The 16,257-nt window shown below is 69.4% G+C and carries 3 protein-coding genes; all 3 read right to left on the minus strand.

The window, feature by feature from the left end; all coding sequences use genetic code 11:
* Positions 1-53: 53 nt before the first annotated feature.
* From VHP37_18360 to VHP37_18370, 3 genes are read right to left on the minus strand one after another with little or no spacing between them, the layout of a single operon-like run.
* Positions 54-1,622 carry a ShlB/FhaC/HecB family hemolysin secretion/activation protein gene (locus tag VHP37_18360; protein ID HEX2828323.1) on the minus strand — a complete coding sequence of 523 codons (1,569 nt, stop codon included), beginning with the start codon at positions 1,620-1,622 and terminating at the stop codon, positions 54-56.
* Positions 1,619-2,929, minus strand: a complete 1,311-nt coding sequence (locus VHP37_18365) for a FecR domain-containing protein (GenBank protein ID HEX2828324.1) — start codon at positions 2,927-2,929, stop codon at positions 1,619-1,621. Before VHP37_18365 ends, VHP37_18360 begins: the two co-directional genes overlap by 4 nt.
* Positions 2,926-16,224: a filamentous hemagglutinin N-terminal domain-containing protein gene (locus VHP37_18370; protein HEX2828325.1), complete on the minus strand. Its 13,299-nt coding sequence runs from the start codon at positions 16,222-16,224 to the stop codon at positions 2,926-2,928. The genes VHP37_18365 and VHP37_18370 overlap by 4 nt, the downstream gene beginning before the upstream one ends.
* Between the last annotated feature and the right edge of the window lie 33 nt (positions 16,225-16,257).

Raw genomic sequence — 16,257 nt, forward strand, 5'->3', positions numbered from 1 at the left:
GGTGCGCGCGAGCGCACCGAGCCTCTAGCGGCGCGTTGGCACGCACCCTACGGTTAGAAACGGATGACCACGGATGCATGAACGCGCCGGTCACCCGACGAGGTCGTCGTCGTGCCGTCGAGCACGTGCGCGGCATCGATGCCCAGCGACATCCTGCGCGGGAGGTTCCAGCGAATGCCCACGCCCGCGCTGAACGCGGCCTGATGCGACGGCGTGCCCGCGGCGATCTCCCTGGAGCGGACCTCGCCGCCATCGACGAAAGCGAGCGCGGAGAAGCCGGTCAACGGCAGCGGCACCAGCGCTTCCACGGTCCCGGTGATGCCGCTGTCGCCGACCACCTCGCGCTCGCGCAGGCCCCGCAGGCTGAGCGCGCCGCCCATGCCGAACTGCTCGCCCGGGATCAGCGGCTCGTTCGAGATCTGTCCTCGCAGGCGTGCGGAGAGCAGCACGGTGGAAACGCGCAGGTTCAGGTCGCCGCCGTAGCGAAGGGCGTCCCAGTCGGGCGAAGCGCCGGCGCGGTTGCCGATATAGGCAGTGTCGTTGTTGTCCTTGCCCCCGCCCAGGTTGCGCACGTACTGCACGTTGCCCGCGACGATCGAATTCGCGGTGTCGTAACGCGCGTTGTACTGGAGCGTCGCCGGCCGGCTCCTCACGTCGACGCCGATCTGCTGGCCGGAGAAGTCCACGCTGTTGTCGAAGAAACGATCGTCGATGCCCGCCTCCAGCGCGTGCGAGTACGCGCCGAACGGCGTGAGATGCTGCCGCCAGTGCACGCCCGAGAAGCGCCCTCGCCCGCTCACCTGGAAAGCGCCGGCGACCGTCCCGGAGTTCACGTCCGAGAACGCATAGAACAGCGTGAGCGCCCCCGAGACCGAATAGAACGGGATGCGATAGTAGAAGCCGTACTGCTTCACGTCGCTGAAATGATCGGGCGAGGTCGTGTAGCTCGCGGTGAGGCTGTGGTCGCGGTTCCAGAGATTGGAGTGCTGATATCCGACGGACGCGCGCCAGTGGCCGGTGCGCGGCTCGCCGGTGTTATTGAGTCCCAGGAAGAAGCTCTGCGGCGGCAGATCCGTCACCGCGACGTCGGCGTCGACCGAGTCCGGCGTCTCGCTCTGGCGGAACGTGACCTCGACGGTCTTGGACGGATGCTCGTTGGCGGCGGAGCGGTTGCGGCCGACCTCCGCGATGTTCGGCGACGAGTTCGCTTTGAGCGCCGGCAGGCTCGCGAGCACGTTCTCGCGCGAGAAGTACTGGTTGCCGGTGACGTTCACGTTGGCGAGCCTGAACGGCAGCACGCGGATCACCGCCACGCCGTCGAGCGATTGCGGCGGCAGCACCACGCGATAGAAAGGGAAACCGCGCGCGGCGAGCTCGCCTTCGAGCGCCTTCACCGCTTCCTGGAGCCGATCGAGATCGACGGCGTCGCCGGTATAAGGCGCCACGATCGCGAGCGCGCGCTCGCGCGGGATCGGCAGCTCGCCTTCGATGTCGAAAGAGCGCACCGCGAAGCGCGGGCCGTCCTGCGCGTGCGCCGGGCATGCCAATGCGAGCGCGAGCAGCGCCGCCGACACCGCGCCGCGCAGGAGGTTAACGCGCTTGGCGCGCGTTAACCGAGTCAAGGCTTGCACAGGCCGACGGTCGAGCCGTCAGGCGCCTTGAAGACGGGAAGCTGGAAACCGGTGGTGCGCGGCGTGAAGTTGCCGCGGGGCGTGGGATCGAAGCGCATGAAGTTCGGTATGGTACCAAGCGGCGCGAGCTTGTCACCCGTCGCGAGCGCGGCGCCACCGGCGGGAATCACGAGCTGCTTCGCATCCTTGTCCATCACGACCGCGCCGTCGCGCACCCAGACGTAGAGCCCGCGCTCGACTGTACCGGCGTCCCCGAACGTCGCGGGATCGACCTGCACGCCGTCGGGCCGCGGCACCTTGGGGTCAGTCACGAACGGCGGCGGCGACGCGAGGAAGGTGATCTTGCCGTCGACGACGGCGATCGCGACGGTGTCGGTCTTCTTGATCTCGACGCGCTGGTCGCCGAGCTGCAGGATCACCGTGCCGTCCCAGGTGTGCACGACGATCAAGTCTTCCGCACCGACCGAGAAACCGGTGCCCTGCGGCCGCAGCATGCCGGCGGGCGTCTCGAACAGGAACGCATCGCCGCCGAGCTTGGCGAGCTGGCCGGTATAGACGTGCGCATGCCCGGCGATGAGCTTGAGGTGCACGTGACCCGACTGCGCGCGCTCGTCGTAATGAAAGCGCTGGATCGCGAGCTCGCTGCGCGGCGAGAGCGAGATGCGGGTGCCGTCGCGGAACGCGAGCACGACGGTGCCGTCGGCGGACGTGACGATGCTCTCTTCCTGCTGGAGCGCGCCGCCGGCAGCGAGGTCGCGAGGCACCCGGTTCGCGACCGCGGTCACCTGTCCGTTCACCTCGATCGCGCGCGCCGCGATCGCGATCAGTCCCGCGGCCGGCTTGAAGCGCTCGTCCGCGGTGCAGTCCTCCTCGCAGATGCGCGCGTCGAACTCGGTGCCGCGCACGCCGAGCACCGCGGTGTTGGTCTGGAACTTCACCGCGGTGGGCTCGCGCTTGGCGATGTCGCCGGTGGTGGTGCGCATGCCGCCCTTGACGAGCCGCACGTCCATCGCCGCGCGCTCGTTGTCGGAGAAGGCGTTGATGCGGAAGATGGTGTTGGGTCGCAGCGTGATGCGCGTACGGTCGCGAAACTCGAGCAGGGCATTGCTCGCGCGGCCGACATTGATCGTGTCGCGCTCGGCGAGCGCGTCGCCGAGGCCGAGGATGCGCGGCGCCTGCCCCGCGCGCTCGAGCATCGACGTGCCTTCGAGGCTCATCACGCGCGCGACCTGGGCATGCGCGCAGGCTGGCAGCAATACCGCGCCGATCAACAGGAGGATCGAACGCGCGCCCGTCATCGACACTCCGGGATGACCTTCCGGCGGTCGTCGCGCGCTTCGCGCTGGTCCTGCTGCTCGCGCAGGTTGCCTTGCGGCTTGTCGGGCCGCTGCTGATACGGGTCGAAGACCACCGGGTCTCTTCTCTCGGGCAGCACTTCGTCCCGTGCGAACTCGGCAGGCGTGGTCGACGCGGTGCGCGTGGTCGTATACGACGTCGGCCCGGGCGTCCCGCTGAACGGCACGTCGGGGGGCAGAATCTTCGCGAAGTCGCCGGTCACGCTCGCGTATGTGATCGGCTGGAAGCTGTCTCCGGGGGCCACCGCCGGGCCCGGTTTGAGCAGCAGCGTCCCGGCGAGCGTAGCGTTGCCGTTCACTTTCAGGAGGTCGTAGTCGATCCCTTGCCGCGGGCCCTCGAGATCGATCTCCAGCATCCCGTTCGGTCCCTGCACGTAATTGCCCGCGATCGTCAATGTGCCCGGCGACGTGCCCGGCGCGACGATGTTGTCGTTCCTGAAGGTCTCGCCGCCCAGATCGAGCGTGCCGTTGCCTTGCAGCACGCTCCGCGGTCCGTTGGTCAGCGGCGCACCCGCGGTCGAGAACGTCGCGCCGCCCGCGATGTTGATGATGCCCGCGTTCGTGGAAAGCCCGTTCGCGACCAGCGTGCCGCTCTGAACGTCGACGATCGCCGCGTCCGTCGTGCCACTGGTATTGGTCATCGGCACGTCGAGCGTCTGCGTCGCGGCCGATCCCGCCGCCTTGACGAACCGGCCGCTGTTGTCGAAGCGGGTGCTCGCGCGCGTCGCCGCGAAACCGATCGGCGTCGCCGCCGCGCTGGTGTCGGTGATGACGCCGCTCGAGCGGTTGTCGAAGACCGTCGTCGCGATCGTCGGGTTGCCCGACAGCACGAGGCGTCCGTCTCCGGTCAGCGCGACCGGACCGAAGTTGTTCCAGGTCGTGCCGGACAACGTCGCGATGCCGTCGATCGTGGTCGTCCCGCGGGTCGTCAGCGGACCCGCGCCGGTGACCGTTCCTCCCGACCACGTGAACACACCGTTGAGCGCGAGACCTTCTGCGTTGGCGTTGTTCAGCGTTCCCGACGTTATCTCGAAGGCTGCGCCGCCGTTCGGCTGCGTCAGCGGCGTATTGACGTTCACCGTCGCGCCCGCGACGCGCAGCGTGCCCGTGCCGGTGTAAGCGACGCCGGCGTTGAGGTCGCGCGTCCCCGCGGCGAGCTCGAGTACCCTGCCGCTCGCGATGTCGTACCCGCCCGAATCGGTTCCGCTGCCGAGCGCAAGCGTGCCGCCGGTGATGTTGACCGCGCCTGCGTTGTTGAAGGTCGTGGCGGAGAGGTCGGTGCGTCCTGCCGCGTTCACATTCACCACGCCGCCGGCGGCGTTCGTGAACGGCTGCGCCCCGGTCGACACGGTCGAGCTTTCGACGAGGTCGACGCGTCCCACGTTGGTGAATGTGTTGCCGACTGTCGTGAACGCGGCGCCCGCAGCGAGCGCCACCCGGCCATCGTTGTTGAACGCAGCGCCGCCGGTCGAGTACGTCGCACCGCCCGCGACGCTGATAGCGCCCGCGTTCGTCGGCAGACCGTTCACGACGAGCGTGCCCCCGTCCACATCGATGGCCGCCGGATTGACGCCGCTGGTGTTGGTCATCGGCACGTCGAGCGTCTGCGTCGCGTTCGATCCGGCTCCTTTGACGAAGCGTCCGCTGTTGTCGAAGCGCGTGCTCGCGCGCATTCCCGAGAAACCGATCGGCGTCGCGGACGCGCTCGTGTCGGTGATCACGCCGCTCGAGCGGTTGTCGAAGATCGTCGTCGCGGTGGTGGGACTGCCTGACAGCACCAGGCGGCCGTCTCCGGTCAGCGCGATCGGGCCGAAGTTGGTCCAGGTCGTGCCCGACAGCGTCGCGATGCCGTCGATCGTGGTCGCCCCGCCGGTCGTCAGCGCGCCCGCGCCGGTGAACGTACCGCCCGACCATGTGAACGCGCCGTTGAGCGCCAGGCCCGCGGCGTTGTTCACCGTCCCCCCCGCCATAGCGAGCGCCACGCCGCCGCTCGGCTGCGTCAGCGGCGTGTCGATGTTCACCGTGCCGCCCGATATGCGCAGCGTCCCCATTCCGGTGTAGGCGATGCCGGCGTCGAGATCGCGCGTGCCCGCCGCATACTCGAGCGTGCTCCCGCTGGGCAGGCTGTAGACCCCGCCGTCCGCGCCGTTGCCCAGCGTGAGCGCGCCGCCGCTCGCCAGGTTCACGCTGCCGGCGTTGGAGAAAGCCCCGCTGCGCAGGTCGGTGACGACGGCGCCGTTGAGATTGAGCACGCCGCCATTCGCAACGATGAGCGAGCCGCTCGGCAGGCTCAGCGCGCTCGTCGCGAGCCGGCCGGAAAGCTGCGACGCGCCGGTCACGGTGACCGGGCCGTTCACGGTGAGCAGGCCGCTGCCCGCGAGCGTGCCGCCGTTCATCGCGAACGCATTGTTGATCGTGGACGCATTCGCGAGCGAGAGCGTGCCGCCGTCGATCGTGACGTTTTCCTGGCTGGTCAGCGCGTCGGGCGTGAAGGTGCCGGTGGGTATCGTGATCGTGAGCGTGCCGGGGCGGTCGATGAACGCGGTCTCGGTATTCGTCGGGACGTGGCCGAGGCTCCAGTTGCCGCCCACGCTCCAGTCGCCGCTCGCGTCCGAGATCCACGAGTTCACCGGGCCGCCGCCGATCGTGAACTGCAGCGCCGCGTCCGGCGCGGCGCCATAGGCCGCCGTCATGTTGGTGCCGAAGTTCTTGTTGACGGTCGCGAAGTTGCCGGTGCGCGCAGCCGCAGTGATCACCGGAAAGCTGTCGCCGATCGCCGGCGTATACGAAGGCAGCACCGTCACGTTCACCGTGCCCGCGAGCGCCGCGCCGCCGGTGACCGCCAGCACGTCGAAAGCGCCCGTCCCGCCGAGCTCGAGATCGACCGCGCCGCTTGCGCCCTGCACGAGATTGCCCGCGATATGCAGCGTGCCGATCGTATTGCCCGCTGTCGCGCCCGGCCGCAGGTGACCGTTGTTGGTAATCGTGCCGGCATCGACGTCGAAGGTGCCGGTGCCGCCGATCGTGCCGGCGTTCACGAAGGTCGCGTTCGGACGTAGCGTCGCGCCATCGGCAATATTGATGGTGCCGCCGTTCTCGGCCATCGAGATGCCGACGTTGCCGGCGTTGACGTTCATCGTGCCGGCATTGGCGGCCGCCACGCCGAAGGTCGTGACCGCCTCGCTGTTGAGATTGAGCGTGCCTTCGTTGTTGAACCTCTTGTTCGCCGTCGTCGTGAGGCTGCTGAAGGGTACGGCCGCGCTGGTGCTCACGTCGAACACGCCGCCGCTGCGATTGTTGATCACCACCGGCACGCTGCCGTCTCCGCCGAAGGCGAACCGCGACGCGCCGGTCATCGTAACCGTGCCGAAGTTGTTCCAGGCCGTATTGGTGATCGACGCGATCTCGGCGCCGCTGAGGGTCGTGGTCGAGCCGGCGCCGGTCGTGAGCACGCCGGGGCCGTTGAACTCGCCGCCGGCCACGTCGAAAACGCCGTTGAGCGTTACGTCCGCCGCAGCGTTCACCGTGCCGCTGTTGAGCTGCACGCGCGTGCCGGTCGAGAACGCTGCATTGACGTCGAGCCTGCCGGAGATACGCAGCGTGCCGTCGCCGTTCAGCGAGGTGCCTGCGCCGAACACGTAACCGTCCGCGCCCGCGATCTCGACCGTCCCGCCGACTGCGGGACTGAAAGCTCCGGCCGACATACCGCCGCCCGCCAGCGTCAGCACGCCGCCGTTCTGAACCTGCACCTGCCCGGTAGCGGCGTTATCGAACGCGACGCCGCTTTGCACGGTCGTCGTGCCGGCGCCTGATTTGACGTAAGTGCCGTTGTTGATGAACGTCGACGCAGCTCCGCCAAGGTCATGACTGATCTGACCGGAGACCGACTGGTCCTGCCACGTGCCGTTGTTGACGATGCGCGCTCCGTTGCCGGTACGGATGTTTCCGGCCGTTCCGCTCGCGCCGCTCCACGTCGCGGTCGCGTTGCTCGTCAGCGTGCGGACGCCGTCGAGGTTCTTGGGGCTGTCGCCGCTGATCGTCAGGTTGCCGTTCGCGACGGTGTTGCCCGCGCCGGTCATCGTGCCGCCGGTCCACGTCGTCGCGCCCGCGACGTTGATCGTGTCGGTGCCGGCGAGGGTGCCGCTCGACAGATCCAGGGCCGAAGCCGGGACCGTTTCGCCGCTGTTGAGGGTGACGGTTCCGCCGTTGACGACGAGCGCGCCGACGCCGTTGACGGTCGCACCCGAGTTGAACACCGCGCTGCTCGCGACCGCCGCCTCGGTGCGGCCGCTGACGTTATACGTCCCGCCGTTGAAATTCACCGTGCCGCCCGCGGCACGCACCGTGCCGGCGCCGCTCACCGTTCCGCCGTTGACATCGTAGGCGCCGGACGTGAACTCGAGCGTGCCGGCCACGCCGATCGAGCCCGTGCTCGTGCCCGCGCCGAGCCTCAGCGTGGCGCTGTCGACCGCCAGGGTGGCGGTGTTGTTGAACGCGATGCCCGACGCGATCGTCGTGCTGGCGCTGCCGCTGCCGGCGCTCGCCCGCGTATACGTGCCGCTGTTGTTGAACGTTGACGGCGCGCCGGTGTTGGCGATCTGGCCGGCCGAAGTCTGGTCGGTCCAGCTGCCTGAGTTATCGATCGTCGATCCGTTCGCCGTGGCGATGTCGCCCCCGGTCCACGTCGCGGCCGCCGTGTTGCTCAGCGTGCGTCCGGCGGTGAGATTCTTTACCGGCGTACCGCCGATCGTGAGGCCGCCGGCGGCGGTCGTCGTCCCGGGGCCCGTCATCGTGCCGCCGGTCCAGTTCGTCACGCCCGCAACGTTGATCGTGTCGCTGCCCGCGAGCGTGCCGCTCGACAGAGCGAGCGACGAAGCCGAGACCGTCTCGCCGCTGGAGAGGTTGAGCGTTCCGCCGCTGACCGTGACCGCGCCCACGTTGACGACGTTCGCGCCCGCGTTGAAGTTCGCCGTGCCGCCGGTGGTGACGGTCGTGCCGCCCGTGACGTCGTAGGTGCCGCCGTTGAAGTTGGCCGTGCCCACGGTCACGAGCACGCCGCCCGCACCGGTGAAATTACTGCCGGCTTCGAGGTTGTAAACGCCGTCGCCGAACTCGAGCGTCGCGCCCGATGAGACGTTGAACGGGCGCGAGCTCGTGCCGCCGCCGGTCAGCCTCAGCGATCCGGCCTGCACGCTGGTCGTTCCGCCGCCGCTCACGCTGTACGGGATATCGATCGACATCGACTCGCTCACCGTCGTACCGGCGCGCAGCGACTTCACGTAGTCGCCGGTGTTGTTGAACGTCGACATCGTGCCGCCGAGATTGTTGGCGATGTGCGCGCCATTGCCGGTGCGATCGTTCCAGGTGCCCGAATTGTTGATCGACGCGCCGTTGCCGGTGCGTATACGGTCGTTCGAGCCGGCGACGCCGTCCCACGTCGCGGTGCCGGTGTTGTTCAGCGCGCGGCCGTCGAGATTCTTCTGGGACGCGCTGCCGATGGCGAGGGTGCCGGCGGCGGTCGTGCTGCCCGATCCGGCCATCGTGCCGCCGAGCCAGGTCATCGCGCCGCTGACGGTGACGTTGTCGGTGCCGGCCAGCGTGCCTCCGGTAAGCGTCAGGGTCGGCGCGGCGATCGCCTCTCCGCTCGAGAGGTTGAGCGTCCCGCTCTGCACCAGCACCGCGCCGATATTGCTGACGTTGACGCCGGCATTGAAATTGGCGGTGCCGCCGGTTACCTGCGTCGACGCCACGTTGTACGTGCCGCCGTCGAGCGCAGTCGTTCCCGCGCTGAACACCACGCTGCCCGAACCGGTGATGTCGGAACCGGCACCGACCGTGTAGCCGCCCGCGCCGCTCGCGAAGTCCAGCGTGCCCGTGACGCTGAAAGGCCGGCTGCTCGTACCGCCGCCGGAAAGGCGCAGCGTCCCGCTCTGCACCTCGACCGAGGCAGCCGGCGTCTCGTTGTCGAACCTGATGCCGACCCTGGAGGCGGAGCCGTCGCCTGCCGCGCGCCGATACAGCCCTTGGTTGAAGAACGTGCCGCCGGTGGGGCCGCCGAAGATGGTCGCGCCCGCGCTCTGATCCAGCCACTCGCCGAGGTTCGTGATGCGCGAGCCGTCACTGACCACGATGTTGCCGCTGCCGGTCCACGTCGCCGTCGTGCTGACCGGGATCGTCACGCGCCGGTCGAGCGCCAGCGCTTTGGTCGCGGGCCCGCTGATCGCGAGGCCGCCGTCGACGGTGGTCGTGCCGCTGCCGTCCATGCCGCCGCCGCTCCACGTCGTCAGACCGTTGACTCCGACGGGCCCGGTGCCGCCGAGCGTGCCGAACGAAAGGGTGAGCGTGGTGCCGACAGTGGCGCTCTCGTTGAAGTTCGCTCTGCCGGACGAGATCGCGAGCGTGCTGCCGATGCTCACGGGACGGAAAAAGACCGCGGTGCCGCCGTCGACGGTCATCGTCGTCGGCGTGAGCGCGGTGAGCGGTGCGTCCGCATTGAACAGGGCGGTGCCGCCGTTAAACGCCATCGGACCGTTCGTGACGACCGGGCCGTTCACGGTCAGCGCACCGCCGTTGACCGAGATCGTGCCGCCCGACGCCGAAACGAGCGACGACGCGCCGAGAGTACGGTCGCCGTCGAAAGCGATCGACGAGGTGCCGGCGAGGCTGATGACGCCGGTGTCGGCGCTCGGACCGCCCGGCCCCAGCGTGAGCGCGCTGCCGTCGGCGATGTTGACGATTCCGGTATTGACGAACGGCGCAGTGACGCTGTGCGACGTGGCGCCCGAGTTGGCGAACGTGCCCGCGTTGTCGAAGCGCCCGGCGCCGGAAATCGCGTTGCCCACGCTCGACGAGAGGTTCCAGCTCGCGAGGTTGTTGTTGGTGACCACTGCGCCGGCGCCGATCGCAAGCTGCCCGGCGCCGTCCTGTGCCATGACGCCGTTGTGATTCCACGTGCCGCCGGCGGCGAGCGCGACGTTGCCCGCAAGATGCGGCGTGCTCTGCGAGTCGGACGACGAGACGGTGGTGAAAGTCTTCACGCCCGCGCCCTGGATCGATCCGCCGATCCAGTTGAGACCCGGCGCCGAAAAGGCGCCGCTGCCGCCGAGCGTGCCCCGCAGCGCGACGTCTCCGGTGACGCTGGTGGTGCCGTTGAACGTCGCGAGCCCCGCGACGTCGAGCGGACCGTTGATCGTGACGCCGGTGTTGGCAGTCAGGCTGCCGGCGAATTCCCCGGGCATCGGCCCCGCCCCCGAAACGGAGACACTGCCGAAGGCCGACGGCGAGGTATCGAACGTGACCGTGCCGTTGATGTCCACCGTCAGCGCGTTGTTCGTCGCGCTCACGCCCCTGAACGTCGCCTGCGGCGTGGCGCCGTCGACGCCGCGCACGAGCACCGTGCCGGTTCCCGAGATCGCGGTGCCGTCGAAGACCGCGCTGTTCCCCGACGAGACGAGCAGCGCGCGTCCGCTCGGGATCGACATGTTGCCGGCGAGCGTACGCGCGTCGGCAAGGTCGAGCGTGCCGTTGGTGATGTTGAGATTCGCCCCCGGGGCGTTGGTGAACGCGTTCGGAACGATCATCGCGTCCGGCCCGGGCGCCGCGACGTTCATGATGCCCTGATTGCTCACGACGGCTTCGTTCGCCGCGCCGAAGGGCGCATCGAGGTTGGTGCTGAGGTTGACCGTGCCGCCGGCTGCGTTGGTGAACTGGAAGCCGCCGCCGGGACTCGGGCTCAAGCGTCCGCCCGGTACGATGTTGAGCGAGCCGTTGTTGCGCCAGTTGCGCTGCGCGAACACGACGCCGCCGATCGTGGTGCTCGCCTGCGTGACAAGCTCGCCGCCGCCGGCCGGAATGGCACCGCCGGTAACACTGAAATCGCCGCCGATGCCGAGATCCCCGGCCACCGAGCGCGCGAGCGTGCCTCCCGTCATGACCAGCCCCGGCAACCCGCTGCCGACTGCGTCGATCTGCCCGCTCCCCGAAAGCAGCAGCGCCGCCGACGGCGCCTTGGAAACGATGCCGGGCAGTGTCAGCGTGCCGCCCTGCACGTCGAGCGAGCCGGCGCCGAGGTTCATGTCCGCGATCGTGAGCGACGGGCCGTTGAGAATGCGTGCGCCGTTGCCCGGAAGCGCGGCGCTACCGCCGGTCCCGAATGCCAGCGAGCCCGTTCCCGCGATCGTCCCGTTCGACCACGAGAGCGCGCCGTTGGAGATCGTCGTCGCGCCGTTCACGGTGAGGCCGCCGTTCGACAGGGTCACGCCGTTGTTGAGCGATCCGCCGCTGCTGAAGATGGCTGTGCCGCCATCGATGCCGACCGGCTTGTCGCTCGTGACCGTCGCGTTGATCGTGGTCGTGCCGCTGTCGAAGCGTGCCGCGCCGCCGCCGGAGAGCGTCAGCGTGGACGCATCGACGGTGACGATGCCGAACGTCGTGTCGCTGCTTCCGGTGACGAGCGTGACCGGGCGCGTCGCGAAGGGCATCGAGGTATCGACCGCGATCGCGCCGTTGAGGTTGGCGAGCTCGATGGCCTGTCCGGTGGGCGTCGACAGCGAGTAGTCGCTGACGTTGAGCGTGCCGTTCACCTGCTGGAGAAAGACGCCGCCCGACGTGCTCTCGGCGCTTACGCCGGCGCCGCTCGTCTGCACCTGCAATCGTCCGCCGCCGGGCGAGCCGATGGTCGCGGCCTTGAGCGTGATCGAGGCCCCCACGCCGACCGCGCAGATCGGGTTGCTCCCCATGTTGCTGCCGGGGCCGCACATGCTCGACGGCAGAACGACGGGCGAGTGAGTGAGATTGCCCGTGGTCTCGATCGAGATCGGACCGCCCGCACCCGCCTGCACGCCGCGCACGGTGCCCCCGTAGATCGAGAGCGGCACGCCGCCGATGCCGAGATCGCCGGTGCCCGAGATGAAGATGCCGCCGGCCGCAGCGGGCGTCAACGCTTCGAGCGCCGGTGTGGTCACGCGGATCGGCTCGGCAAGCGTGCCGATACTCCCTGTCGCGCCGGTCGTCCCCATCTGCAGGAACAGCGACGTGGTGCCGGTCAGCATCGACGATGCGTCGGCGCGAAGAATTTTTCCGTTCGCGGTCGGGCCGTTGTGCTGCACCGCTACGTTCGCAGCGGTGATGCTGGCGACGGTGATGGCGCCGCTCGTCGCGGCGTGGCCGAAGCCCGGCGCAATGGTCAGGAAAACGTCGGCGTTGCCCGCGTTGATCGTGGTGCCGGGGGCCATCGTGATGTTGGCGGCGCCGGGGTCGCGGAAGGCGCCCTGCACGCCGTTGGCGACGGTCTCGTTCGCGACGAGCGTCAGCGTCGCGTTGTCGGTGGTGATGTTCGAATTGAGGGTGATGCTGCGGCCCGCGCGCATCGTCAGCGCGCCGCCGTCGCCGGGCGCGGTCGTGACGATGTCCGAGCCGGCCGCGAGCGTGATGTCGTTGTTCGCCTGCAACTCGACCGCTGTGCCGGTGTTGGTGATCGACGTGATCGCCGCGGGCCTGATGGTCACGGCGCCCGCCGGGTTGTTCGCGAAAGTGAGCGGGCTGAAGATCGATTCGCCGCTGCCGTCGAAGATCTGCAGCCGGCCGCTTTCGTCTGCGCCGTTGTCGTATAGCGGGCTGGCGACGAGCACGCGGTTGGCCGAGATGGGCCTGACGGCCGCAGCCGCGAAATCATTACTGGTGGCACCGACGAGGCTGTTGGACGCCGTCACCGAACCGGTCGTCCCGGTGCTGCCGTTGCCCCACGTCACCGCGCCGGCGTTCGCCACGGCGCCGTTGCGCCAGCTGGCGCTCAACACGACGTAGTTGCCGTTCGGCAACGCCGTCACACCACCGTCGCCCACCGAATCCCCGGCAGCGCTGCCCACCAGGCTGTTCGACGCGCTGATCGCTCCCGTGACGCCGCTCGCACCGTTGCCCCACGTCGACGCGCCGACGTCGGCGTTCCCGCCGTTGTCCCACGCGGGATTGGTGACCACGTAATTGCCGTTGGTGAGCGCCGTCACCGTCATGCCGAGGCCGTCGGCCGGGGTCGAGCCCACCAGGCTGTTGGCGGGGCTCACGATGCCCGGATCCGCGGCCGCGCCGTTGCGCAGCGTCGCGGCGCCCATGCCGCTGTTCCAGTTCGGGCTCGTCACGACGTAGTTGCCGTTGGTGAGCGCGGTCACGCCGCCGAGGCCCACCTCATCGTTCAGCACGTTGCCGGTGAGACTGTTGGCCGCGCTCACCGCGCCGGTGATGCCCGTCGTGCCGTTACCCCACGTGGCCGCGCCGACGTTCTGCACCGCGGCGTCCCACAACGGGCTGGCCACGACGTAGTTCCCGTTCGACAGCGCGGTCACCCCGCCGGAGCCGACGCGATCGTTCGCGATCGAACCGACGAGACTGTTGGCCGCGCTCACCGCGCCGGTGATGCCCATCGTGCCGTTGCCCCACGTGACCGCGCCCGCCTGCGATACCGCGCCGTTGGCCCAGAACGGGCTCACCGCGACGTAATTGCCGTTGGTGAGCGCGAATACGGTGCCGGCGCCGACCATGTCATCGGCAGTGGTGCCGACCAGACTGTTCGCGGCGCTCACCGCACCGGTGACGCCGGTGGTGCCGTCACCCCACGTGACATGGCCGGCGTTCGCTACCGCACCGTTGGTCCACGTGGCGCTGTGGACCGTGTAGTTGCCGTTGGTGAGGGCCGTGCCGCCGGAACCGACCTTGTCCTCGGCGGTCGTGCCGACCAGGCTGTTCGCAGCCGTCACCGCGCCGACGACGCCGGTCGTGCCGTTACCCCAGGTTGCCGCGCCGGCCCTCAGCGCCCCGCCGTTACGCCAGGAGGCGCTCAGCACCACATAGTTTCCGTTGGTGAGCACGACGACCTGGTTGAAGCCCACCGCGTCAAACGGGCTGGTGCCGACCAGGCTGTTCGCAGCCGTCACCGCACCGACGATGCCCGTCGTGCCGTCGCCCCAGGTTGCCGCGCCGGCCCCCAACGTGGCGCCGTTGTTCCAGAGCGGGCTCATCACGACGTAATTGCCGTTGGTCAGCGCCGTGGCCCCGTGATATCCAACGCCGTCGTTGGCCTGTGTGCCGGCCAGGCTGTTGAGCGCGGTGACGGCGCCGGTGACACCCGTGGTGCCGTTGCCCCACGTCGCCGCGCCGGCGTCGGATATCCCGGCGTTATCCCACGAAGGACTCGAGACCACGTAGTTGCCGTTGGTGAGCGCCCTGACCCCTGCGAAGCCCACTGTAGCGGCTGAGACCAGATCGTTCGGGCTGGATCCCACGAGGCTGTTCGCGGCACTGACGACACCGGCCACGCCGCTCGTAGCGCTGCCCCACGTCGCCGCACCGGCGGCGTTGTTCCAGTTGGGGCTGCTCACGACGAAATTGCCGTTGACGGGCAGTGCGGTCACGCCGCCGCTGCCGACGCGGTCGGACGCCGCAGAACCGGTGAGCGTCGAGATCAGCGCACCGGTGCCGCCGTTGAACAGATAGACCGCGCCCGCGTCGGCTGCGACGAAGTCGTCGGTCGGCACGGGCGCGACGATGTTGCCGTTGGCCAGGACCACCGCGCCTGCACCGAAATTGTTGTCCGGGTTGAGATTCGGATCGACGAGGTCCCTCGCGGCAGGACCGCTGCCCGCGGCATCGATGACGATGTTCTTCGGATCGAGCAGCAGCACGCCCGGTTTGCCGTTCGGCGCGCCCGCATCGGCCATGCCGCCGAACACGAGATTTTCCTTGCCCGAAACTTCGATGCGCCCGCCGTCGCCGCCTTGCGCGCCGCCGCGGGCGCTGATCGCGCCGAAGAACTGCGTGTCGCGATCGGACCACACGACCACCTTGCCGCCGTCGCCCGATTGCCTCGCATCCGCGGCGATCGTCGTCGAGAAGTTGAGCTGCGTCAGTTGTGCGTTCGCGACGTCGGGGTTCCTGCCCTGCCAGTCGCCGCCGACGAGCACCGTGCCCCCGGCGCTGTCGCCGCTCGCATCGAGGTGCGCGCCGCGCAGGATGATCTCGTTGCCCGTGATCGCGACGCGGCCGCCCGCCGTTCCCGTCGCGCTCGCTGTCGCCGAGCTGAAGATGCCGTCGCCGGCCGCCTGGCCGGCCGCCACGGTGACCATGCCGCCTGCCCCGCCGTTGCCGTCGGCCGACAGACGCGCAGACTCGGTCTGGATGATCTTGTCCGCGGCGACAGTCACGGTTCCGCCGGCACCGGCGCGACCGTCGGCTGTGGCTGCACCGGCCTGCAGCAGGCGATCCGCGCGCACGCTCACCGCACCGCCGCTCGCGCCGTCGGCGTGCAAGTCTCCGGTCTGGATCACGACAGGGCCGGACACACTCACGCTGCCGCCCGCGCCTGCGGTGCCGCCTGCATCGATGCGGCCCGCAACAGCCGTGAGGTTCCCCGAGGCGATCTCGACTCGGCCGCCGTCCACCCCGCCCGCGGTCACCGTCGCGCCCTTGTCGACGATCGCATCCTTCTGCGCCACGAGCGTCACATGCCCTGCTCCGTCGGTCGCGGCGCCGACGCGGATGTCGCCCGAGTGGCGCAGCGTCCCGGCGAACATCGAGGCCGCGGTGCGCGCGTCGAGCGTGCCGACGTTGAGCGCGGTGTCGGTCGGCGCCTGGAGCTCGAAGCGCACGCCCTGCGCGTCGGGGCTGGTGATCGTGAGCTTGCGGCCCGCGGCGAGCAGCACCGCGCCGTTGTCGCTGCGGATGATGCCGCTGTTCTCGATCTGCGGGCCGACGAGCATGATGTCGCCGCTCGCCTGGATCGTCCCCGCGTTCCTGAGCGGGCCGCCGCCGCCTTCGAAGCGCAGCCTTCCCTGCAGGAAATCGCTGTCGGTGATGTTGAGCGTGGACGCGATGAAGCCCGCGGTATCGATGCGCGCGCCCGCCCCGACCACGATGCCGTGGGGGTTCACGAGGAACACCCGCCCGTTCGAGGTGAGGGTGCCGAGCAGGCTCGACATGTCCTGGCCGACCACGCGATTGAGCACGGCGCTCGATGCGGACTGCTGGAGGAAGCGGGTGGTCTCGCCGCTGCCGATCGAAAAACCCTGCCAGTTGATGATCGTGCCGGGGGTGTTGGTGACCGTGAGGGTCTTGGCGGCGTTCTGGAAGGTCGCAGCGCCGGCAGCGACGCTGGGACCGGTGGGGTTGGCGGCCGCAAGCTCGCAGCACGCAGCCATCACACAGAAGGCGACGGGGCGCAGCGCGAAGGGGGCCTGGCGCGTAATCATCGTCTTATCCGCCGGGAACCGACGCGCACCGAG

This window comes from Burkholderiales bacterium (assembly GCA_036262035.1).
Lineage (GTDB): Bacteria > Pseudomonadota > Gammaproteobacteria > Burkholderiales > SG8-41 > JAQGMV01.

Bases quoted from the DNA above. Each gene is read 5' to 3' on its own strand.
- VHP37_18365 (HEX2828324.1), bottom strand. From the start codon at position 2,929: ATGACGGGCGCGCGTTCGATCCTCCTGTTGATCGGCGCGGTATTGCTG.
- VHP37_18370 (HEX2828325.1), bottom strand. From the start codon at position 16,224: ATGATTACGCGCCAGGCCCCCTTCGCGCTGCGCCCCGTCGCCTTCTGT.